The sequence below is a fragment of the Serratia sp. CY40230 genome (assembly GCF_052168835.1).
Classification (GTDB): domain Bacteria; phylum Pseudomonadota; class Gammaproteobacteria; order Enterobacterales; family Enterobacteriaceae; genus Serratia; species Serratia nematodiphila.
The window spans coordinates 375,854-396,045 of the sequence record NZ_JBJNLX010000005.1 but is presented as its reverse complement, the minus strand read 5'-3'; the positions used below and the strand labels follow the sequence as shown (position 1 = coordinate 396,045).

General features: G+C 60.1%; 21 protein-coding genes. 7 read left to right on the top strand and 14 right to left on the bottom strand.

Features of this window, described 5'->3' with window-relative positions:
* The 4 genes from ACJ8IJ_RS19270 to ACJ8IJ_RS19255 all read right to left on the bottom strand — a co-directional run bounded on the left by ACJ8IJ_RS19270 (nucleotide 1) and on the right by ACJ8IJ_RS19255 (nucleotide 4,667).
* A complete protein-coding gene (locus ACJ8IJ_RS19270) occupies nucleotides 1-765 on the bottom strand; it encodes a GntR family transcriptional regulator (RefSeq protein WP_004941173.1) in 765 nt (254 codons plus the stop codon).
* A gap of 112 nt (nucleotides 766-877) precedes the next feature.
* Nucleotides 878-2,152, bottom strand: coding sequence for a c-type cytochrome (locus tag ACJ8IJ_RS19265; RefSeq protein WP_033645925.1), 1,275 nt, complete (start codon nucleotides 2,150-2,152; stop codon nucleotides 878-880).
* A 17-nt stretch (nucleotides 2,153-2,169) separates the two neighbouring features.
* Nucleotides 2,170-3,948, bottom strand: a complete 1,779-nt coding sequence (locus ACJ8IJ_RS19260) for a GMC family oxidoreductase (RefSeq protein WP_004941179.1) — start codon at nucleotides 3,946-3,948, stop codon at nucleotides 2,170-2,172.
* A 2-nt stretch (nucleotides 3,949-3,950) separates the two neighbouring features.
* On the bottom strand, nucleotides 3,951-4,667 hold the full coding sequence (locus tag ACJ8IJ_RS19255; RefSeq protein WP_442518466.1) for a gluconate 2-dehydrogenase subunit 3 family protein: 717 nt from the start codon (nucleotides 4,665-4,667) through the stop codon (nucleotides 3,951-3,953).
* A gap of 290 nt (nucleotides 4,668-4,957) precedes the next feature.
* Between ACJ8IJ_RS19255 and pdxR the strand changes: the two genes are divergently transcribed.
* The 3 genes from pdxR to ACJ8IJ_RS19240 all read left to right on the top strand — a co-directional run bounded on the left by pdxR (nucleotide 4,958) and on the right by ACJ8IJ_RS19240 (nucleotide 7,764).
* Nucleotides 4,958-6,475 (top strand): MocR-like pyridoxine biosynthesis transcription factor PdxR, encoded by a 1,518-nt coding sequence (gene pdxR, locus ACJ8IJ_RS19250; RefSeq protein ID WP_442518465.1) that lies wholly within the window; start codon nucleotides 4,958-4,960, stop codon nucleotides 6,473-6,475.
* Between the two features lie 116 nt (nucleotides 6,476-6,591).
* Nucleotides 6,592-7,044 carry a GNAT family N-acetyltransferase gene (locus ACJ8IJ_RS19245; protein WP_015377605.1) on the top strand — a complete coding sequence of 151 codons (453 nt, stop codon included), beginning with the start codon at nucleotides 6,592-6,594 and terminating at the stop codon, nucleotides 7,042-7,044.
* 15 nt (nucleotides 7,045-7,059) lie between these two features.
* Nucleotides 7,060-7,764: a GNAT family N-acetyltransferase gene (locus ACJ8IJ_RS19240; protein ID WP_015377606.1), complete on the top strand. Its 705-nt coding sequence runs from the start codon at nucleotides 7,060-7,062 to the stop codon at nucleotides 7,762-7,764.
* A 51-nt stretch (nucleotides 7,765-7,815) separates the two neighbouring features.
* Here the strand turns inward: ACJ8IJ_RS19240 and purB are convergent, their stop codons facing one another.
* Both purB and hflD read right to left on the bottom strand, forming a co-directional pair.
* Nucleotides 7,816-9,186: an adenylosuccinate lyase gene (purB, locus tag ACJ8IJ_RS19235; RefSeq protein ID WP_004941193.1), complete on the bottom strand. Its 1,371-nt coding sequence runs from the start codon at nucleotides 9,184-9,186 to the stop codon at nucleotides 7,816-7,818.
* 22 nt (nucleotides 9,187-9,208) lie between these two features.
* The gene (hflD, locus tag ACJ8IJ_RS19230) at nucleotides 9,209-9,835 is read right to left on the bottom strand and encodes a high frequency lysogenization protein HflD (RefSeq protein WP_004941196.1); all 627 of its coding nucleotides are present in this window, start codon (nucleotides 9,833-9,835) and stop codon (nucleotides 9,209-9,211) included.
* A 323-nt stretch (nucleotides 9,836-10,158) separates the two neighbouring features.
* Here hflD and kup point away from each other — a divergent pair, with 323 nt between their 5' ends.
* On the top strand, nucleotides 10,159-12,027 hold the full coding sequence (kup, locus tag ACJ8IJ_RS19225; RefSeq protein ID WP_015377607.1) for a low affinity potassium transporter Kup: 1,869 nt from the start codon (nucleotides 10,159-10,161) through the stop codon (nucleotides 12,025-12,027).
* 48 nt (nucleotides 12,028-12,075) lie between these two features.
* Here kup and mnmA read toward each other — a convergent pair whose 3' ends face one another.
* From mnmA to rluE, 4 genes are all read right to left on the bottom strand, one after another.
* Complete coding sequence (mnmA, locus tag ACJ8IJ_RS19220; protein ID WP_015377608.1) at nucleotides 12,076-13,176, bottom strand: tRNA 2-thiouridine(34) synthase MnmA; 1,101 nt, start codon at nucleotides 13,174-13,176, stop codon at nucleotides 12,076-12,078.
* 106 nt (nucleotides 13,177-13,282) lie between these two features.
* Nucleotides 13,283-13,729, bottom strand: a complete 447-nt coding sequence (locus ACJ8IJ_RS19215; protein WP_440484096.1) for an NUDIX hydrolase — start codon at nucleotides 13,727-13,729, stop codon at nucleotides 13,283-13,285.
* 9 nt (nucleotides 13,730-13,738) lie between these two features.
* Nucleotides 13,739-14,077: a lysozyme inhibitor LprI family protein gene (locus tag ACJ8IJ_RS19210; RefSeq protein WP_171453833.1), complete on the bottom strand. Its 339-nt coding sequence runs from the start codon at nucleotides 14,075-14,077 to the stop codon at nucleotides 13,739-13,741.
* 22 nt (nucleotides 14,078-14,099) lie between these two features.
* A complete protein-coding gene (gene rluE / locus ACJ8IJ_RS19205; protein WP_044031414.1) occupies nucleotides 14,100-14,726 on the bottom strand; it encodes a 23S rRNA pseudouridine(2457) synthase RluE in 627 nt (208 codons plus the stop codon).
* Between the two features lie 131 nt (nucleotides 14,727-14,857).
* Between rluE and icd the strand changes: the two genes are divergently transcribed.
* On the top strand, nucleotides 14,858-16,111 hold the full coding sequence (gene icd / locus ACJ8IJ_RS19200) for an NADP-dependent isocitrate dehydrogenase (RefSeq protein ID WP_046686909.1): 1,254 nt from the start codon (nucleotides 14,858-14,860) through the stop codon (nucleotides 16,109-16,111).
* A gap of 86 nt (nucleotides 16,112-16,197) precedes the next feature.
* Here the strand turns inward: icd and uspF are convergent, their stop codons facing one another.
* On the bottom strand, nucleotides 16,198-16,653 hold the full coding sequence (gene uspF / locus ACJ8IJ_RS19195; RefSeq protein WP_004941216.1) for a universal stress protein UspF: 456 nt from the start codon (nucleotides 16,651-16,653) through the stop codon (nucleotides 16,198-16,200).
* Nucleotides 16,654-17,161: 508 nt separating this feature from the next.
* Between uspF and tolA the strand changes: the two genes are divergently transcribed.
* Nucleotides 17,162-17,605: a cell envelope integrity protein TolA gene (gene tolA / locus ACJ8IJ_RS19190; protein ID WP_442518464.1), complete on the top strand. Its 444-nt coding sequence runs from the start codon at nucleotides 17,162-17,164 to the stop codon at nucleotides 17,603-17,605.
* 161 nt (nucleotides 17,606-17,766) lie between these two features.
* Here the strand turns inward: tolA and ACJ8IJ_RS19185 are convergent, their stop codons facing one another.
* Entirely contained in the window at nucleotides 17,767-18,057 is a 291-nt protein-coding gene (locus tag ACJ8IJ_RS19185) for a hypothetical protein (protein WP_004941220.1), read from the bottom strand.
* Nucleotides 18,058-18,204: 147 nt separating this feature from the next.
* Here ACJ8IJ_RS19185 and ACJ8IJ_RS19180 point away from each other — a divergent pair, with 147 nt between their 5' ends.
* A complete protein-coding gene (locus tag ACJ8IJ_RS19180) occupies nucleotides 18,205-18,624 on the top strand; it encodes a GNAT family N-acetyltransferase (protein ID WP_442518463.1) in 420 nt (139 codons plus the stop codon).
* Here the strand turns inward: ACJ8IJ_RS19180 and ACJ8IJ_RS19175 are convergent.
* On the bottom strand, nucleotides 18,621-18,833 hold the full coding sequence (locus ACJ8IJ_RS19175; protein ID WP_004941224.1) for a hypothetical protein: 213 nt from the start codon (nucleotides 18,831-18,833) through the stop codon (nucleotides 18,621-18,623). The two genes, ACJ8IJ_RS19180 and ACJ8IJ_RS19175, sit on opposite strands and share 4 nt — an antisense overlap.
* Nucleotides 18,834-18,926: 93 nt before the next feature.
* The gene (locus tag ACJ8IJ_RS19170) at nucleotides 18,927-20,042 is read right to left on the bottom strand and encodes an AI-2E family transporter (protein ID WP_033640590.1); all 1,116 of its coding nucleotides are present in this window, start codon (nucleotides 20,040-20,042) and stop codon (nucleotides 18,927-18,929) included.
* Nucleotides 20,043-20,192: the final 150 nt, after the last annotated feature.

Here is a 20,192-nt window from a genome sequence, read left to right as displayed (position 1 = left end):
TCAGCTTTCGCTGGTAAATTCGTACATGTCGCTGCGGCAGAAGCTTTCGCTGTATTCGACAGGCTTCTTGCGGTGGTCGAACAGCGTCTGGCGCACGATCAGCAGCGGCATCGGTTCTGATAGCTGCAGCGTCCGGCGGATATCGTCGTCGGCCATCGCCGCGCTGACCTGGCTGCGCAGCGAGCCCATCTCCACATTATTGCGCCGGAAGTAATCGTAGAGCGAGATGCCAATCTCGTCGATGTTGGCAATCGCCGCCGCCACCACGTAGGACACCGCCACCGACATCGGCCGCCGATCGATAAAGTGAATGCGTTTGAGTTGGTAGATCGGCGCTCCAACCGCCAGCTGGAGCCTTTCCGCCAGTTCGGCGCTGGCCGGCACCCGCTCGCGGCTGATCCATTGCGTGTCCGGCTGACGCCCCTGTTGCGTCGCCTCGCGCGAGAACCCTTTGATGTCCGCTAAGGAATAACGCAGCTTCGGCGCGGGCCGTTGCGGCTGGATGAAGGTGCCGTAGCCGCGTGAACGGCCAATGATGCCGTCTTGCTCAAGGCAGGCCAGCGCTTTGCGCACCGTGATGCGCGAGATGCCGAGCCGTTCGGTGAACAGGCGCTCGCTGGGCAGGAAATCCCCCGCGCTCAGCAATCCTTGCTCGATAGCCTGGCGCACCGAGGCGTTAAAGCGCAGATACAACGGCATCGCGCCCGCGCTGGCCAGATCCTGCAGCAGTTTTTCCAGCAGACGCTGGTTGATCTCCTTGCTCATAGCTGACGGAAGTCCTGTAGCCGCAATGCGATGGCTTATTTAAGGAGATTTCGCCGGGCAGCGCAACCGCCGCCCGGTGATAACGAAGGGTGGGGATAGGGCACCCACAGGTTTATGGCTGAGATGGGCTATCGCCGGAGCGAATGTCCTTCACCTGCTCGGCGCTGACCGCCGGGGCGTTGTTACCCCAACTGGCGCGCACGAAGGTCGCGAGCTGTGCGACCTGCTCGTCGCTCAACCGCCAGCCGAAGTCCGGCATGGTCAGGCCGGTAGGCGCGCCGATGGTGACCGGCGTCCGTGAGCCGTGGAGGATGATGCTGATCAGCGATGAGGGATCTTCGCTCAGCAACGCCGGGTTGCGTGCCAGCTGCGGAAACGTGTTGCGATACCCCTGGCCGTCGCTGCGGTGGCAGGCAGCACAGTTGTCCAGGTAGGTTTGCGCGCCGGGCGTGTTGACCTTACCGTTGAACAGCGCCTGGGCGACGCCGTCGTTGCGCGACGGCGAAGGCTTCTCGTCACCGGCAGGCAGCGATTTCAGGTAGACTGCGATCGCTTTCAGATCGTCATCGCTCAGATGTTGCGTGCTGTCCTGTACCACCTCCACCATTGAACCGAAGGCGGCGAAACCTGGGGTATGGCCGGTTTTCAGGAAGCGAGTGATCGCCTGCGCACTCCAGTCCCCTAAGCCGCTGACGGCATCGGCGCGCAGGTTAGCGGCATGCCAGCCCTCCAGCGTCCCGCCGCTTAAATAGGCGGCATCGTTCTGGCTGAGCGCCTTTTCCTGGAAGCCGATGCCGCGCGGCGTGTGACATGTGCCGCAGTGACCCAATCCCTGAACCAGATAGGCGCCGCGATTCCACTCGGCGCTGCGCTGCGCATCCGGCTGATAAACACCGTCTTCGCGAAAGGCCAGATCCCACAACGCCAGCGGCCAACGCATGCTGAGCGGCCAGGGAATATCGCTTTCCCGATTCGGCTGCGTCACCGCGCTGACCTTTTGCGTGAAATACAAATAAAGATCGCGGATATCGTCATCGTTGATTTTGGCAAACGACGGGTAGGGCATGGCCGGATACAGCCGCCTGCCGTCGCGCGCGACGCCTTTGCGCAGCGCGTCGGCGAACTCGGGCAGGCTGTACCCGCCGATGCCGGTTTGGCGATCGGGTGTGATGTTGGTGGAGTAAATAGCGCCGATCGGCGTGGTCATCTTCAGGCCGCCCGCGAAGGGGGCGCCGCCGGGCGCGGTGTGGCAGGCCGCGCAATCTCCTGCGCGCGCCAGATATTCACCGTGTTCTATCCGCGCGGTGGAAGGAGGGGCGTCGGCCGCCTTAACCGCACCAGCGGCGAGCAACAGCAGCACCGATAATGTGGGTGTAAATCCTTTCATCTTAAGCTCCTTGGGCTTCATGCCTGCACCAGCGGGCCAGGGTTTTTCAGGTATTGCTCGCGGATCGCTTCGGCGGAGTGATAAGCCAGTGCGCCGACGATGCCGGTCGGGTTATAGGCCAGGTTCTGCGGGAATGCGCAGGCGCCGGTGACGAATACATTGGGCACATCCCAGCATTGCAGGTATTTGTTCACCACGCTGGTGGCGGGATTGTCGCCGATGATGGCTCCGCCGGTAGTGTGGGTGGATTGGTAGGGGCGCACGTCATAATGATCGCCGGTTTTTCTGACCGAGATCGCCATCTGCTTTGGTTGCATGGCGTTGGCGATGTCCGCCATTTTAGCGGTGATATGCTGGGTCATTTTGATCTCGTTCGCTTTCCAGTCGAAAGTCATACGCAGCAGAGGCTGACCGTAGGCGTCTTTATAGGTGGGATCCAAATCCAGATAGCAATCGCGGTATGGCATCACCGATCCTTCCGAACCGATGCTCATCGAGTGAGGATAGTTGTCGCGGATACCTTGTTTCCAGCCGCTGCCCCAGTTCGGCGTGCCTGGCGGCAGCATCATCTGCTGGATAGGCCGACCGCCGGTGCGGGTAGCGGAGATGTAGGCGCCGCCGATAAAACCGAGGTCGGCGTGGTCGAAGTTTTCCCCGTTAAGATCGTCGATCACCGTACCGGCGGCACCTGCGCCGATAAAGGGGTTGAAATGGGTATCGCGATCGTAAAACAGGGAGATGCCGCTGTTCATTTGATAGGCGTAGTTCTTGCCCACCACGCCGTCGCCAGTGACCGGATCATAGGGTTTTCCGATGCCGGAAAGCAGCAGCAGGCGAACATTATGGAGTTGGAAAGCGCTGAGGATCACCAGATCGGCGGGTTGTTCTACTTCACGCCCTTGCTCGTCGATGTAGGTGACGCCGGTGGCCTTTTTACCGCTGCTGTCCAGATTGACCCTGATCACCTGCGCCTGGGTGCGCAGCTCAAAGTTTTTACGCTGTGTCAGTACCGGCAGGATGGTCGACTGCGGCGAGGCCTTGGAGTACATGAAGCAGCCGAAACGTTCGCAGTAACCGCAGAAGTTACAGGGGCCAAGCTGCACGCCGTACGGGTTGGTATAGGGTTCGGAGCAGTTGGCGGCGGGGATAGCAAACGGATGGTAGCCTAGCGACTCGGCGGCTTTGCCAAACAGTGAGCCTGAGTAGAGCTGTTTGAGCGGCGGCGTCGGGTAGTCATTGCTGCGCGGCCCTTCGAACGGGTTGCCGCCCTTGATGATCTCACCCTGCAGATTACCGGCCTTACCGGCGGTGCCGCACACCTTCTCGAATTTGTCGAAGTAAGGTTCCAGCTCCTGGTAGCTGAGGGGGTAGTCCTGCAGCGTCATGCCTTCCGGGATCCAGTTGGCGCCGTATTTTTCAGTGAGGGTGGTGTGCAGTTTGAGATCGGAAGGCAGGGCGCGCCAGTGCATGCCGTTCCAGTGCACGCCGGCTCCGCCGACGCCGTTACCCGGCAAAAAAGAGCCGAGCTGGCGATAGGGCACTGCGAAATCCGCCGGCGTATGGCGCACGGTGACGGTTTCATGCGCCATTTCTTGCGCCAGCTTGAGGCGAATGCCGTAAGTCAGCTCATCGGCGATACGCGGATAAGCGAAGTCAGGGTAGGTATCGCGCCGTTCACCGCGTTCGAGCGCCAGCACCTGCAGACCGCTGTCGGTCAATTCCATTCCCATAATGGCGCCGGTCCAGCCAAAGCCGACGATCACCACATCTACCGGTGGTTTTTTTATTGTGCTCATGATTATGCATTCCTTTTGCTGGATATACTGACCGGGTGAAGAGGATAGGGTTGGTTGGGTTTGTTGACCCAGTCGGCGAAGTCCGCGCGCGCACCGGGGAAACCGATCAGTTTCCATGACGCCAGCGTTTGATTGCCACCGTGGATCGGATCGGCCAGATAACCCTCTTTGGTGTTTTGCAGCAGCTGTTCGAAGAACGCTTTACCCGGCAAGGTGTCCGCATCGAGTTGGCCGCTTTCCAGCGCAGTCAACAGCCGTTCTTGCTCGCCATGAGACAGCTCGGCGAAAACTTTGCCGAACTGACGTTTACAGAGCGCATTGATCGAGAGGATGCCGTTGCGATAGGTCTCGCGCGGCGTCAGTTTGGACTGATAGCCCAACTCTGGCGCCGACGGCACGAACGGCGGATGCATGTACCACAGGCCGCCATGGCCGTAGGGCGTTTCCATTTGGCGATCGATGAATACCGGGACGCCCTGATCGACGGCGCCGGGGCCGTTCTCGTCGCTGGGGATCAGCCGATCGCAGGCCGCCAGCAAGAATCGCCACTCCTCGTTGTTGAAATAAACCGGAACGTAATTCGGCGAGATGCCCGCAGTTGGCGCCGCCTGGACGTTTACCATCATGAGACCGTTACCGGCGGCGGCTAACGGGATCAGCGCCAGCGTTTTTTTCAAAAATTCACGCCGGGGCGGCGTAGGGATGTGCTGTTGCGACATAATTCCACCTTGAACATGCTTCACAGTAAATGCCCGCGCAGGTTTTGCGTCGCTCTCCAGCGGCGGTAAACAGGCGGGATAAGGGAGAGAACGTCTATCACCATATATAGTTAGCAAGCTACTTGTATGGTAATTAAGTCTAAGATCGGGAAGTGTGAAGAAACAATAAATGATCTGTTTCAAAACATTTTTTATACATTTAAGTTGATCGGGATCAATTTGTTAACATTTGCGGTAAGCCGGCGAAATGCAATAAGGTCATGTTCCGCTTAAACAACATTGGGAGTGCCATGGAAAACTGCACCAACGCGCCGCATGCCCTGGAGGCGATCGCAGCGGCTTTCTCGCCAGGTCTGCAACAAGGCCAGACCCGACGTTCGGCGCTGCATCAGGCCCTGTTGCGGCTCATCACCGCCGGGGAACTGCCTTGGCGGGCGAAGCTGCCGCCGAGCCGCGCGTTGGCGGCCCGGCTGGCGGTGGCGCGTGACACGGTGGAACAGACCTACGCGCGGCTGGAGGCGGAGGGGTTCATCAGCCGAACGGTGGGGCGCGGCAGCTTTGTGCGTTATCGCTGCGATACGCTGCTCGGCCGTGAACTGCTGGCGACGCAGGCAGGCCAGGAGGCGCGGCTGGCGGAACGCGAGTTAAGCGATCGCGGCCGGGCGTTGCTGGCGGTCAGCCATACGCCGCACACCAGCCGCCAGGCCTCGTTGACGCCCTCGCTGGCGGATCTGCGGGCGTTTCCCATCGATTCGTGGCTGCAGTGGGAAAAGCAGGCGCTGCGGCGGCACGGCGAGCGGCTGTTGGGGTATGCCGATCCGCAGGGCTTGCCGGAGCTGCGTGCGGAGATCGCGCACTATTTGCAGCGGGAGCGGGGCGTCAAGGCGACGGCGGAGCAGGTGATCGTGGTCACCAGCTCTCAGCAGGCGCTGGCGCTGTGCACGCAGGTGCTGTTCGATCCCGGCGATGCGGTATTCGTCGAAGAGCCGGGTTACCAGGGGGCGAAAAAACTGGTGCAGTCGGCGGGGCTGCAGGCGCGGCCGATCGGCATTGATGAGCAGGGGCTGGACGTCGGGCAGCTGATGCAGGCTGCGGGCGGCGGGCGGGGCGTTTACATCACGCCGTCCCATCACTACCCGCTGGGGTACTCGCTGAGCCTCGAGCGGCGTCTGGCGCTGTTGCAGTGGGCCCAGCGTCGGCGGGCCTGGATCATCGAAGACGATTATGACGCCGAGTTCAACTACGATCGACAAACCAAGGCGGCGCTGCAGGGGCTGGACAGCGGCGGGCGCACGCTGTACATCGGTACTTTCAGCAAGACGCTGTTTCCGGGGCTGCGCATCGGCTTCATGATTGCGCCGCCGCAGCTGGTGCGGCCATTGGTCGCCGCCAGGCAGTTTCAGGACGGCTACACCTCGGCGCTGGCGCAGATGACGCTGTTCCACTGCCTGCACGAGGGCGGCTACGCCGAGCATCTGCGCAATATGCGCACGCTTTACAAGGCGCGGTTGGATGTGCTGTACGACGTGGTGCAATGCCATCTCGCGCCCTGGACGCGCCCGGCCTTGCCGCAGGGTGGGCTGCAGCTGGTTTGCCCGTTGGCGGATGCGGCGACGGAGCGGCGGCTGGTGGTGGCGGCGGCCGAACGGGGCATCCGGCTGTACGGCCTGGCGGACTTCTACACCGGCGCGCCGCAGCGCGGGGCGCTGGTGCTCGGTTTCTCGGCCTACACGCCGGACGAGATCGTGCGTTTTATCGCCACGCTGGCGCAGGTGTTCAACGCGCTGCCGCGGGAAAACGGCGGTTAAAATTGGTCTGCCCGGCGTTTTGAATTGGTCCGTATTACGCCGTCGCTGCGCGGTGTATTCTGCCGCTATTCGGTTATTTCCCTAATGGAAATAATATCTTAACCCCGTGAGGCGCTATGAACCCATCAAATCGTGAAGTGACCATCCGCAGAATCAATGGCGACGACAGAGCGCAATGGCTGGCGTTGTGGCAGGGCTATCTCGACTTTTACCGCGCCGAGGTGGCGCCGCAGGTGACCGATCGCACCTTCGAACGGTTGGGGCAGGATGAACAGGTGTACGGGCTGGTGGCGGAGGATGCCGACGGCCGGCTGCTGGGGCTGATGAACCTGGTATTCCATCCGTCCACCTGGAGCGCGGTGGGCTATTGTTATATCGAAGATCTTTATGTGTCGCCGCAGGCGCGCGGCCATAAAGTGTCGGAAAAACTGTTCGAACAGGCGTATCGGCTGGCGGAGGCGCGCGGCAGCGATCGGGTCTATTGGATGACCCAGGAGTACAACGCGCCGGCGCGTTCGCTGTACGACAAAATCGGCAGAAGAAGCTCGTTTATCGTGTATACCCGTTAACCGCAGGAGGCGCGTATGGCAATGAATCGTTATGGTCAGCCGATTGGCGAACCGATGCCGGATTGGCAGCCGGCTCGCCGCCCGGGCGGCGTGACGCTCGGCGGGCGTTTCTGTTCACTGGCGCCGCTCGATCCGCAGCGGGATTACGCCGCGCTGTATGACGCTTTCCAGCTGGCGCCGGACGGCCGCGACTGGACCTATCTGTCTATCGAACGGCCCGACACGCCGGCGGCGATGTTGCAGCACCTGGAGACGCTGCAGGCCAACCCGACGCTGGTCAATCTGACGGTGTTCGACGCCGCCAGCGACGCGCCGGTGGGGACGGTGGCGCTGATGCGCATCGACGAGGCCAACGGCGTGCTGGAGATCGGCCACGTCAGCTGGTCGCCGTTGATGAAACAGCGCTCCAGCGCCACCGAAGCCATCGCGCTGCTGCTGCGTTACGCCTTCGACACGCTGGGCTATCGCCGCTGCGAGTGGAAGTGCGACAGCCACAACGCGCCGTCGCGCCAGGCCGCGCTGCGCTTCGGCTTCCGTTACGAGGGCAACTTCCGCTTTGCGGTGATCGTCAAGGGGCGCAGCCGGGATACCGACTGGTTCGCCATCACCATTGACCGTTGGCCGGCGGTGCGGCAGGCGCTGGCGCGTTGGCTGAGTGCGGACAACTTCGATGCGCAGGGGCGGCAGATTGCCCGGCTGCAGGTGTTGCGCGGCGAATAATAAGCAAAAAGGCGGCCCGTGGGCCGCCTTGTCGTTGTGGGTCTAACGCGCTTACTTCAGCTCGTCGACCATGGTGGTGGCGCGGCCGATATAGTTGGCCGGGGTCATCGCCTTCAGACGGGTTTTCTCTTCTTCCGGCAGCGCCAGGCCATCGATGAACGCCTGCATGCCGGCGGCGTCCACGCGCTTGCCGCGGGTCAGCTCTTTCAGCTTCTCGTAAGGCTTCTCGATGCCGTAGCGGCGCATCACGGTCTGGATCGGCTCGGCCAGCACTTCCCAGTTGTGATCCAGTTCGTCCAGCAGGTGCGCCTGGTTGACTTCCAGCTTGCTGATGCCCTTCAGGGTGGCCTGATAGGCGATCAGCGCGTAACCCAGGCCCACGCCCAGGTTACGCAGCACGGTGGAGTCGGTCAGGTCGCGCTGCCAGCGGGAAACCGGCAGTTTGCCCGCCAGGTGGCCCAGCACGGCGTTGGCCAGCCCCAGGTTGCCTTCGGAGTTTTCGAAGTCGATCGGGTTGACCTTGTGCGGCATGGTGGAAGAACCGATTTCGCCGGCGATGGTTTTCTGCTTGAAGTGGTTCAGGGCGATGTAGCCCCAGATGTCGCGGTCGAAGTCGATCAGAATGGTGTTGAAACGCGCTACGCAGTCGAACAGTTCGGCGATGTAGTCATGCGGTTCGATCTGGGTGGTGTACGGGTTCCAGGTGATGCCGAGCGAGGTGACGAACGCTTCGCTGAACTGATGCCAGTCCACTTCCGGGTAGGCGACGATGTGGGCGTTGTAGTTGCCGACCGCACCGTTGATTTTACCCATGATCTCCACGCGCTCCAGTTGGCGGTACTGGCGCTCCATGCGGTAAGCCACGTTGGCGAACTCTTTGCCGACGGTCGACGGGGTCGCCGGCTGGCCGTGGGTGCGCGACAGCAGCGGGATATCGCGGTATTCCTGCGCCAGCCCTTTCAGCGCGTCGATGATCTTGCGCCAGTAAGGCAGCACCACGTCCTGACGGGCGCTTTGCAGCATCAGCGCGTGCGACAGGTTGTTGATGTCTTCGGAGGTGCAGGCGAAGTGGATGAACTCGGACACCGCGTGCAGCGCAGGCACCGCCGCCACTTTTTCCTTCAGGAAATACTCGACCGCTTTCACGTCGTGGTTGGTGGTGCGCTCGATGGTTTTGATGCGCTGAGCGTCTTCTTCATTGAATTCCGCGACGATTTTGTCGAGGAAAGCGTTTGCGTCGGCGTCAAAAGCGGGAACTTCCTTGATTTCTGCGCAGGCGGCCAGTTTTTGCAGCCAACGTACTTCAACCTGTACGCGGAATTTCAGCAGACCGTATTCGCTGAAAATGGGGCGCAGTGCGCTGACTTTATCACCGTAGCGTCCATCAACGGGGGAAACGGCGGTCAGTGAGGATAATTCCATCGGTAGCAACTCCTGGGATCGATTAACAATGAGCAACGATATTTTGCGCCTGCTTGAACAGACGATTACGGGAAAACATTAACTGCAGGCGGCTGCCGCCGACCTGTTGCCACAGCACGGCGGCGCGAATGCCGGCCAGCAGCGTGGCGCGAACCTTGGCCTGCACCTGCGGATTCTGCAGGATGGCCGGCGAACCGGTCACCTGGATGCGCGGCCCGAGCGGGCTGACCACGTCGACGTAAATACCGGCCAGCGCGCTGATGATGGTGTCCGACTCAAGATCGAAGTGCGCCAGCTGGCGCTCGAGCTGGCCGAGGCGTTCGCCGAGCGTGTTCATCGCCTGTTTGTTGGCGTTGAGTTTGCGCTCCAGCACCATCAGGCTGATGGTGTAGCGGGTCAGTTCCGCGCCCGGCCCTTTGTTGTTGGCATTCAGCACGCCCATCAGGGTTTCGAGGCCGACCATCAAATTGCGTTCTTCGCCGCCGAACACCGCCAGCGTGGAGGGCGGATCCATTTGCAGCAGGCTTTTCAGCGAGGTCTGAAACGCTTCGCGGTTGCATTGCCCTTCATGGGCCAACTGCTGAACCAAACGCGCCGACTGGCTGATACCCGCCATGGCCAGCGTGATGTCATAATAATTCTTCGCCACGATGACTCCTGTAAACGCGGTGAACGGTACATGGCTTACTGCATAAGGTTGTGTGTATCGCAGGGGTAACGGCGGCGGCCGCGAACGGTAACGATCGGGCGTGGCTGTAACAACGATGACAACGAATGCCGCGGATCATGCCACAAAATCGAGGGTAAACCCAGCGTCTAATACGTCTGCGGTGAGGCGGAGGCGCCGTGCGGCGCAGAACTGCGCAAATAGGCGACGAAAATCGCCGGCGCGAACTTATTGTTGCTGCGGCAAATAAAGTGCGGCGGCTGCATCTATACTGCCAACGTGAACCCTCAAATAAAGACCTTTATATGCACGTAAAAAACAAGCAGCCACTGCCGGCGGTGACGCTGGCGGCCATCGGCGTGGTGTACGGCGATATCGGCACCAGCCCGCTGTATACCCTGCGCGAATGCCTGACGGCGGAGGAGGGCATCACCCTGACGCCGGCTTCGATTTACGGCTTTTTATCGCTGATTTTCTGGCTGCTGACGCTGGTGGTGTCGATTAAATACATTTGTTTCGTGATGCGCGCCGACAACGACGGCGAGGGAGGCATTCTGACGCTGATGTCGCTGGCGATCCGCAAGCTGGATGCGCGCTGGGTGCCGGCGGCGGTGCTGATCGGGCTGGTGGGCGGCAGCTTCTTTTACGGCGATGGGGTGATCACCCCGGCCATTTCGGTGCTCTCGGCCATCGAGGGGCTGCAGATTATCGCCCCCGAGCTGGATAGCTTTATCGTACCGCTGTCGCTGCTGGTGCTGACCGCATTGTTCGCGATCCAAAAACGCGGCACCGGCAGCGTCGGCAAACTGTTCGCCCCGGCGATGGTTATCTGGTTCCTGACGCTGGCGCTGCTGGGCCTCGGCGGCATTTTACATCACCCCGGCGTGCTGCGGGCGCTGAACCCTTACTGGGCGGTGAATTTCTTCCTCGAATACAAGGCCGTGTCGTTCTTTGCGCTGGGCATGGTGGTGCTGTCGGTCACCGGCGCCGAAGCGCTGTACGCCGATATGGGCCACTTCGGTAAAAAACCGATCCGTCTGGCGTGGTTTACGCTGGTGGCGCCGGCGCTGGTGTTGAACTACTTCGGCCAGGGGGCGCTGCTGCTGGCCAACCCGGCGGCGATCAATAACCCGTTCTTCCTGCTGGCGCCGACCTGGGCGCTGATCCCGCTGCTGGTGATCGCTACGCTGGCGACGGTGATCGCCTCGCAGGCGGTGATCTCCGGCGTGTTCTCGCTGACGCGGCAGGCGGTGCGGCTGGGTTACCTGCCGCCGATGCGCATCATCTATACCTCCGATCAGGAGTCCGGGCAGATCTACATTCCGGTGGTGAACTGGCTGCTGTTCGCGGCGGTGCTGATCGTGATCGTCAGCTTCAAACACTCCAGCAACCTGGCCTCGGCCTACGGCATCGTGGTAACCGGCACCATGCTGCTGTCGTCGATTCTGCTGAGCATAGTGGCGGTGAAAAACTGGGGCTGGCCGCGCTATCTGGGCGGGCTGATGCTGCTGGTCATGCTGTGCATCGACGTGCCGCTGTTCGGCGCCAACCTGATCAAGCTGGCGACCGGCGGCTGGCTGCCGGTGGCGCTCGGGCTAATCATTCTGTTGATCATGCTGACCTGGAAGACCGAGCGTTCGCGCCTGATCCGCCGATTGCGCGACAACCAGGAAGGGCTGAGCGCGCTGATCGAGTCGCTGGAGAAGGCGCCGCCGAAGCGGGTGCCGGGCACCGCGGTGTTTATGGAGCGCACGCCGCATGCGGTGCCGCTGGTGCTGTTGCATAACCTGAAGCACAACAAGGTGCTGCACGAGCGCGTGGTGCTGTTGACCATCGTCACCACCGACATGCCGTACGTGCACAACGTGCAGCGGGTTGCGATCGAACAGCTGTCGGCGAGTTTCTGGCGGGTGGTGGCGAGCTACGGCTGGCGCGAGACGCCCAACGTGACGGACATTCTTTACCGCTGCGGGCTGGAGGGGATGAGCTTCACCATGAATGAGACCTCGTTCTTCATGTCGCGCGATACGCTGGTGCTGGGCAAACGGCCCTGGTATCTGCGCGTGCGCGGCAAGGTGTTCCAGCTGTTGCAGCGCAACGCGCTGCGGGCGCCGGACCTGTTCGAAATCCCGCCGAACCGGGTGATCGAGCTGGGGGCGCAGGTGGAATTCTGAATAAAAAAAACGCTGCGGTAAACGCAGCGTTTTTCTTTTGCCGGGCAGTTACGCCAGGCGCTGTTCGATGATGCCGCCGCCGAGGCAGATTTCGCCCTGGTAGAACACCGCCGACTGGCCGGGGGTGACGGCGGAGACCGGCTCGTCGAAACGCACTTCGATGCGTTCGTCGTCGAGCGGGGTCACGGTGCAAGGGATATCCTGCTGGCGATAGCGGGTCTTCACCGTGCAGCGGAACGGGCCGCTCAGCGGCAGACGATCCACCCAGTGCAGCTGCTGCGCGATCAGGCCTACGGACATCAGGCGCGGGTGATCGTGACCCTGCGCGACCACCAGCACGTTGTTGGCCACGTCTTTATCCACCACGTACCACGGATCTTCGCTGCTGTCTTTCAGGCCGCCAATGCCCAGCCCTTTGCGCTGGCCCAGGGTGTGGTACATCAGGCCCTGATGTTCGCCGACGGTCTGGCCGTCAACGCTGACGATCGGACCCGGCTGCGCCGGCAGGTAGCGGCCGAGGAAGTCGCGGAATTTGCGCTCGCCGATAAAGCAGATGCCGGTAGAGTCTTTCTTCTTGGCGGTGACCAGCTCCAGCTGCTCGGCGATGCGGCGCACCTCCGGCTTCTCCAGCTCGCCGACCGGGAACAGGCTCTGCGCCACCTGCTCGTGGCTCAGGGTGTAGAGGAAGTAGCTCTGATCTTTGTTGCCGTCGACGCCGCGCAGCAGGCGGCTTTTGCCGTCCACGTCCTGGCGGCGCACGTAGTGGCCGGTGGCGATAAAATCGGCCCCCAGATCTTCGGCGGCGAACTCCAGGAAGGCTTTGAATTTGATCTCTTTATTGCACAGGATGTCCGGGTTCGGCGTGCGGCCGGCCTTGTACTCTTCCAGGAACAGCTCAAACACGTTGTCCCAGTATTCCGCCGCAAAGTTCACCGTGTGCAGTTCGATGCCCAGCTTGTCGCAGACCGCTTGCGCATCGGCCAGATCGGTCGCGGCGGAGCAGTACTCTTCGTCGTCGTCTTCTTCCCAGTTCTTCATGAACAGCCCAGCGACCTGATAGCCCTGTTGCTGTAACAGATAGGCGGTAACGGAAGAGTCGACGCCGCCGGACATACCGACGATTACTTTTTTCTGGCTGTTGTCTGACATGGGGATCTCACGAACTTGAACACGAACCGTGCTGATAAAAACAAGCGCAGGATTTTACCACGTTGGCCGCGCCGGCGCACTGTTCATCTTGTGCTGCCCGGCGCGCTTAATACGGCCAGGCGAAGCTGCCGACCAGCGACAGCGGGTAACGTTCCGGCTGCTGATAGCTGCGAATGCTCTCCGCCACCAGTGCGGAGCGCAGGTTGGGCGCCTGCAAAATCTCGTCGGCGCTCAACCACAGGCAGCGATCGATGTCGCTGTCGTGCGGCTCGGTCGGCAGCGGCTGTTCCAGCTCGATGACGAAGCAGAAGCGCAGAAACGGCGTGCGATCCGGCGCGATCCATTGGTGCAGGCGCAGGAACGCCTGCGGCGTGGCGCGGATGCCGGTCTCTTCCCACAGCTCGCGCTCGGCGGCCTGCACCAGCGTCTCGTCGGTCTCCAGATGGCCGGCCGGCTGATTCCACAGCGCTTTGCCGTTGATGGTTTCTTCGACAATTAAAAATTTGCCGGCGGCGTGCACCACGCAGGCGACGGTGACGTGCGGTTTGAACATGCGGTCTCCTTACAGCGGTTTGTCGATGCGCCGGTAGATCTCGTCCAACTCGGCGATGCGGGTGCGGTAACTTTGCAGCAGGCAGGCGGTGTCACCGCCGCACCGCTGGCGCTTGGTCAGCCAGGCCTGCTGGCTGTCCTGCATCGCGCCGCGCGCGCCCATGGCGAACAGGCCGCGCAGGAATTGATATTTGGTGGCCATTTGCACGTCCAGGTCGTTCAGCGTGCGGTCGGCGCAGATGGCGCGCTCATCGCCGCCTGCCGCCTTGGCGCAGTCGAAGCTGGCGGCAGGGGCGGCGAACGGGGCCGCCAGAGCGGCGAGCAGCAGCGCGATCGGAGTAGATTTCATGGCGCCTCCATCAGTTATCGGTCTACAGGGAATCGATGATTTTCCATTCACCGGGCTGCAGTGAACCCAGCGAAAGATTACCCATACTGTAGCGAATCAGGCGCAGGGTAGGGAACCCGATATGCGCCGTCATGCGACGCACCTGGCGGTTTCGCCCTTCGAACAGGGTGATTTTCAACCAGCTGGTGGGGATGGATTTGCGTTCGCGGATCGGCGGATTGCGCGGCCACAGCCACTGCGGCTCGGCCACCAATTCCACCCCGGCGGGCAGCGTGGGCCCGTCTTTCAGCGTGACGCCGCTGCGCAGCGGCGCCAGATCGCTCTCCTGCGGCGCCCCCTCGACCTGCACATAGTAAATTTTGCCGGTGCGCTTGCCCGGCTGGGTGAGCTGCGCCTGCAGCTGGCCGTCGTTGGTCAGCACCAGCAGCCCCTCGCTGTCGCGATCCAGGCGCCCGGCGGCGTAAACGTCGGGGAAGGGGATGTACTCTTTCAGCGTGGCGCGGCCGGCTTCGTCGGTGAACTGCGGCAATACGTCGAAGGGCTTGTTGAATAACACAATGCGGCGCGGCCCCTTCGGCGCGGCGGGTTTGGCGGCATTCGGCTTGCTGAATCGTTTAACTTTGTGATTTCTAACAGAGAATTTTTTCATAACGGTTGAGATTACGGATGATAAGCGCATTATAACCGAATCCGTTTCGGATTGGCGCGGACCGAATATTCAAGTAGTATCTACACGCATCTTACAAAGCATTAACAAAATTGCGCTTGAAGGAGAGGTTGATGGAAAGCAAAGTAGTTGTTCCGGCAGAAGGTAAAAAAATCACGGTTGACGCCCAGGGTAAACTGGTTGTTCCTCATAACCCGATCATTCCGTTCATCGAAGGCGACGGCATCGGCGTTGACGTGACTCCTGCCATGATCCACGTGGTTGATGCGGCCGTTAAAAAGGCTTACCACGGCGAACGTAAAATCTCCTGGATGGAAATCTACACCGGCGAAAAATCTACCCACGTTTACGGTAAAGACGTGTGGCTGCCGGACGAAACTCTGGACCTGATCCGCGACTACCGCGTCGCCATCAAAGGCCCCCTGACCACCCCGGTCGGCGGCGGCATCCGTTCTCTGAACGTGGCCCTGCGCCAGCAGCTGGATCTGTACGTGTGCCTGCGCCCGGTGCGTTACTACCAGGGCACCCCAAGCCCGGTGAAACAGCCTGAGCTGACCGACATGGTGATCTTCCGCGAAAACGCTGAAGACATCTACGCCGGCATCGAGTGGAAAGCCGGCTCCGCCGAAGCGGACAAAGTGATCAAATTCCTGCGCGACGAAATGGGCGTGAAGAAAATCCGCTTCCCGGAGCAGTGCGGTATCGGCGTGAAGCCATGCTCCGAAGAAGGGACCAAGCGTCTGGTGCGTGCGGCGATCGAATACGCCATCACCAACGACCGTGACTCCGTGACCCTGGTTCACAAAGGCAACATCATGAAGTTCACCGAAGGTGCCTTCAAGGATTGGGGCTATGAGCTGGCGCGCGAAGAGTTCGGCGGCGAGCTGATCGACGGCGGCCCATGGCTGAAGATCAAGAACCCGAACACCGGCAAAGAGATCGTGGTTAAAGACGTGATCGCCGACGCCTTCCTGCAGCAGATCCTGCTGCGCCCGGCGGAATACGACGTGATCGCCTGTATGAACCTGAACGGCGACTACATCTCCGACGCCCTGGCGGCCCAGGTCGGCGGCATCGGCATCGCGCCGGGCGCCAACATCGGCTCCGACTGCGCCCTGTTCGAAGCGACTCACGGCACCGCGCCGAAGTACGCCGGCCAGGACAAAGTGAACCCAGGCTCCATCATCCTGTCCGCAGAGATGATGCTGCGTCACATGGGCTGGTTCGAAGCGGCTGACCTGATTGTTAAAGGCATGGAAGGCGCCATCGCCGCCAAAACCGTGACCTACGACTTCGAACGCCTGATGGATGGTGCTAAGCTGCTGAAATGTTCAGAGTTTGGCGACGCTATCGTAAAACACATGTAAGTGTGTTCAGCGCTTGAATGAGAACGGGAGCCTAAGGGCTCCCGTTTTTTTTTACGGTTCAAATATGTGTGAGGTGTCGGACAGGCTCACTGAGTGGCGTTAGCCGATTCACGCACCACCAGCACCGGGCAATTGGCGTGGCGGACGACGGCGGTGGCATTGGAGCCGAGGAGATAAGTGATCGCAGAAGGGCGGTTGGAACCCATCACGATAATCTCCGCGTTGAGCGCATCGGCGAGCTCCAGGATCTGATCTTTAGGATCGCCGACGGCAACGTGCGTGGTCACTCTATCTTCAGGCACGCTGAATTCTTTGGCCGCTTTTGCCAGCCCCTCGGTTGCTACCGCAATGATTTCGTCTTTGGTTTCTATCGCCGCCGTGGCGGCAAAGCCGAAAGCGGCATAGGTGGCGCGCGACGGGATCACCGCCAGGAAATGGACGTGGGAGTCTTCGAGCCTGGCGAGCGCGTTGACATGCGGGATGACCTGCTGTGTTAATTCCGGTTCGGTAATATCCACGGGAACCAAAATAGTTTTGTACATACTCCCTCCTTATCGTTTTCAAAAAACTCCACTTTTTTGATTATAGCTGCTTAACGCCGAGAAAACGGCGATCGGTATGGCAGAACCAAAGAAATTGACCGCCAACAGGGAAAGTATGCAGAAACCGTTGTTGTGGCAATTGATTAGAAGCGGCTGATTCTGGCCGTTAAAGGCATGTGACGGCGTAACAAGCTGGGTGTTCGTGAACATGGCATCCAGCGATCCGGTTTATCTCAGCATTGTGAGCCAAAAGGCCATGTTGAAATTTATGTGCGGTGCTTACAAAGGATGAGCGAAAACGTGTATGCCGCCGCTGTCTATTCATACATTATTCTGTCAAAAATTGGTGCGTCACTGCTGGTGTAGTGACGGGCTTCACAGCCCCTGGCGAAAGTTTTGAGGTCAGTAGCGATGTATATTGATCCTGTATAACGTATTGGCCGGGGCTCTTTGCGTGGCCCAGCGTCAACTGATTTCACTACTGAGAATTATCCATAAGGACAGGGATATGAAAATAACGCATTCAGGCTATAAAACCGGCGTTGCCACAGTATTGGCGGCGATGACCGCGCTGGCATTAACGGGGTGCGCTAAGAGCACGGCCCCCAGCCAAACCGATCCGGTAAATAAAGAGGTTGACGATCTTTTCACCAACCTTGGCGACCCAAAGACGCCGGCACCGGGAAAAGAGAAAGAACACTATATCGCTCAGTTGCAGGCCGCGATTCAAAGCCATTTGAAAGATGCCGAAGCCTACTCAGGCAAGCGTTGCACATTGAGCATCAAGCTGGCGCCGGACGGTATGCTGATCGGCATTCGGGCTGAACAAGGGGAACCGGAACTTTGCCAGGCCGCGATCAAGGCAATCGCCAATGCGCGTCTGCCTAAGCCGCCAACGGCCGCGGTTTACGAAGCGGTCAAAAACAGCACGTTGGAATTTCGCCCGCAGTGAAGATAAAGGGCGGCAACTGCGATGCTAGACAATTAAACCAAAGCCATAGGCCGTACTTTCATGCGGCCTGTGAGTATTGGGTTGGGCAATATTTCGTATAACGTTTCCTAATGCCGAAGCCAGTTTTTTCGGCATTATTTCGCGGTATATGTCGCCAGGGTTTACCGATACATCATCGCGCTCACGCGCTCGCTTCGGTCTTTAAAACCGTTGCTGCGCATCGTGACCACATAGTAGCGATAGTGATGTTTCTGTGCGTATTCGCGCACCAGATCTTCGGCGAACAGGCCGCTGAAGGTGACGGTGGTGACGAACGTCAGCCCTTTCACTTCGTAGGTGCCGATCTCTTGCGGGGTGCCGATATACGGCGGCGGGAACACGGTTTTGTGGAACTGGCAGCCCGCCAGCAGCAGGGTAAACAGCAGGGCGGCGGGTATTTGCGGTATGCTCATCGGGAAAAGCTTTCCTTCCTTGGCGTGTGTTTTAGTAACTCTATAATAGGATTACAAAATTCGGCGGGGATGTAAAAATTATCCCGCTTCGGTTGCCGTTTCGTTGAAGCGGTGTCGCCGCCCCCCCATCAGAATGAAGGGATAAACATGTTTGTTCGTCTTGCCACTGAAACCGATGTCGCAGCCCTGATCGCCCTCGACAGCGTCGCCGAACACGAACCGCAGCGCGCGGCGCAGATCCGCGCCTGGTGCGGGCAGGGGGATTGCTATCTTGCCGAGGAACAGGACGTGGTGATGGGCTATGGCGTATTGCACTATCACTTCTTCGGCTGTGGCTTTATCGAGATGCTGATGGTCGGCGAGCGCTATCGCCGCCGGGGCGTCGGGCAGGCGTTGATTACGGCATTGAAGTCCCATTGCCGACACCCGAAGCTGTTCACTTCCACCAATCGTTCCAACCTGCCGATGCAGCGGCGGCTGCTGAACGCCGGATTTGTCGCCAGCGGCCAGATTGACAATCTCGATGACGGCGATCCGGAGCAGGTCTTTTTTACCCCGCTGCGCTAATACAACCGGACATCGACCGCCTGCTGTTGCAGCCAGGTGCTGACGTAGCCATAAGCGGCATAGAAGGCCAGCAGCGCGAAGATCAGCACCGAAAGCGAGGCCAAAAATTTGACGTCGCCGTGCTTCGAAAGCTGGTAAGCGCAAGAGATAAAGGCCAGCAGGCACAGCAGGGTGAAGGCGATGGCCAGCGTGGCGTAGAAAATAAGCATAACGAAACCCGTTCTTCCTTGTGAGCCTGGCAAGGATACCACAGACAAAAAAAGGGGCCCAAACGGGCCCCTGCGTGATTCGCTGCGGGAGGTTTACTCCACCGCGTCGGGATGGTTTTTGCCTTCCTCGATAAATTCTTCGTCGATCTCTTCGATGTTCTCCTCGCTGTCGCGGCCGGACAGGATGTTCCAGCAGGCGATGAACAGCGCGGCGATCAAGGGGCCGATAACGAAGCCGTTGATGCCGTAGATCTCCATGCCACCCAGGGTGGAGATCAGGATCAGGTAGTCCGGCATTTTGGTGTCTTTGCCCACCAGCAGCGGGCGCAGGATGTTGTCCACCAGGCCGATCACCACCACGAAGAACACTACCAGGAAAATGGCTTTCCACAGCATGCCGGTGGCGAAGAAGTAGATCACCGCCGGCACCCAGATGATGGCGGAGCCCACGGCCGGGATGATCGACAGGAACGCCATCAGCGCGCCCCACAGCAGGCTGCCGTCGATGCCGGTAAAGTAAAACGCCAGCCCGCCGAGCGCACCTTGCACCACGGCGACCACCACCGTGCCCTTGACGGTGGCGCGGGAGACGGCGGCGAACTTCACGAACAGGTGGTGTTTCACGTGCTGGGAGAGCGGCAGCGCTTCGAGCGCCAGGTTCACCAGATAGGGGCCGTCTTTCAGCAGGAAGAACAGCAGGTAGAGCATCACGCCGAAGCCGACGACGAAGTTGAAGGTGCCCTTGCCGATCAGGAACACGCTGCCCGCCAGGTATTGCCCGCCCTTGAGCGCCACCTCGGAAAGCTGCTTTTGGATCTCGGCGGCGCTGTTGAGGTTATGCTCCGCCAGGAAGCGCTGCGCCCAGCCGGGCAGGTGGCGCATAAAGTCCGCCAGCATGGTCGGCAATTGGCTGTTGTTGGTCTGCAGCTTGGTGTAGATCACGTTGAATTCCATCGCCAGCGACGAGGCGATGATCGCCAACGGCGTGAACACGATCAGGCAAATCAGCGCCACCGTCAGCAGCGACACCACGCCGTTGCGTTCGCCGACGTACTGCTTCAACTTCTTTTTCACCGGATGGAAAATCACCGCCAGAATAACCGCCCACAGCACCGAGGAGTAATAAGGCCCCAGCACGTCGAGAAAGGCGGCGGTAACGATGAACAGGATCAGAATAAAGAATCCCTTGGAAATGCCTTTAGACATCATAGTCGTCCCTCAAAAGATGAATTTTCAGCATAGATGAACTGAATGAAAACAACACTATCATCACCTTTGCTTAACCGGTAGGGGATTTTTAGTGGCGTATTCCATAGGGTTATTAAGGGCAAGGCGGGCGCCGCACGGTGAACAGGCGGC

What these genes read in the sequence shown, in the direction of transcription:
- ACJ8IJ_RS19270 (WP_004941173.1), bottom strand. Translation starts at nt 765, where the DNA reads ATGAGCAAGGAGATCAACCAGCGTCTGCTGGAAAAACTGCTGCAGGAT.
- ACJ8IJ_RS19265 (WP_033645925.1), bottom strand. Translation starts at nt 2,152, where the DNA reads ATGAAAGGATTTACACCCACATTATCGGTGCTGCTGTTGCTCGCCGCT.
- ACJ8IJ_RS19260 (WP_004941179.1), bottom strand. Translation starts at nt 3,948, where the DNA reads ATGAGCACAATAAAAAAACCACCGGTAGATGTGGTGATCGTCGGCTTT.
- ACJ8IJ_RS19255 (WP_442518466.1), bottom strand. Translation starts at nt 4,667, where the DNA reads ATGTCGCAACAGCACATCCCTACGCCGCCCCGGCGTGAATTTTTGAAA.
- pdxR (WP_442518465.1), top strand. Translation starts at nt 4,958, where the DNA reads ATGGAAAACTGCACCAACGCGCCGCATGCCCTGGAGGCGATCGCAGCG.
- ACJ8IJ_RS19245 (WP_015377605.1), top strand. Translation starts at nt 6,592, where the DNA reads ATGAACCCATCAAATCGTGAAGTGACCATCCGCAGAATCAATGGCGAC.
- ACJ8IJ_RS19240 (WP_015377606.1), top strand. Translation starts at nt 7,060, where the DNA reads ATGGCAATGAATCGTTATGGTCAGCCGATTGGCGAACCGATGCCGGAT.
- purB (WP_004941193.1), bottom strand. Translation starts at nt 9,186, where the DNA reads ATGGAATTATCCTCACTGACCGCCGTTTCCCCCGTTGATGGACGCTAC.
- kup (WP_015377607.1), top strand. Translation starts at nt 10,159, where the DNA reads ATGCACGTAAAAAACAAGCAGCCACTGCCGGCGGTGACGCTGGCGGCC.
- mnmA (WP_015377608.1), bottom strand. Translation starts at nt 13,176, where the DNA reads ATGTCAGACAACAGCCAGAAAAAAGTAATCGTCGGTATGTCCGGCGGC.
- ACJ8IJ_RS19215 (WP_440484096.1), bottom strand. Translation starts at nt 13,729, where the DNA reads ATGTTCAAACCGCACGTCACCGTCGCCTGCGTGGTGCACGCCGCCGGC.
- ACJ8IJ_RS19210 (WP_171453833.1), bottom strand. Translation starts at nt 14,077, where the DNA reads ATGAAATCTACTCCGATCGCGCTGCTGCTCGCCGCTCTGGCGGCCCCG.
- rluE (WP_044031414.1), bottom strand. Translation starts at nt 14,726, where the DNA reads ATGAAAAAATTCTCTGTTAGAAATCACAAAGTTAAACGATTCAGCAAG.
- icd (WP_046686909.1), top strand. Translation starts at nt 14,858, where the DNA reads ATGGAAAGCAAAGTAGTTGTTCCGGCAGAAGGTAAAAAAATCACGGTT.
- uspF (WP_004941216.1), bottom strand. Translation starts at nt 16,653, where the DNA reads ATGTACAAAACTATTTTGGTTCCCGTGGATATTACCGAACCGGAATTA.
- tolA (WP_442518464.1), top strand. Translation starts at nt 17,162, where the DNA reads ATGAAAATAACGCATTCAGGCTATAAAACCGGCGTTGCCACAGTATTG.
- ACJ8IJ_RS19185 (WP_004941220.1), bottom strand. Translation starts at nt 18,057, where the DNA reads ATGAGCATACCGCAAATACCCGCCGCCCTGCTGTTTACCCTGCTGCTG.
- ACJ8IJ_RS19180 (WP_442518463.1), top strand. Translation starts at nt 18,205, where the DNA reads ATGTTTGTTCGTCTTGCCACTGAAACCGATGTCGCAGCCCTGATCGCC.
- ACJ8IJ_RS19175 (WP_004941224.1), bottom strand. Translation starts at nt 18,833, where the DNA reads ATGCTTATTTTCTACGCCACGCTGGCCATCGCCTTCACCCTGCTGTGC.
- ACJ8IJ_RS19170 (WP_033640590.1), bottom strand. Translation starts at nt 20,042, where the DNA reads ATGATGTCTAAAGGCATTTCCAAGGGATTCTTTATTCTGATCCTGTTC.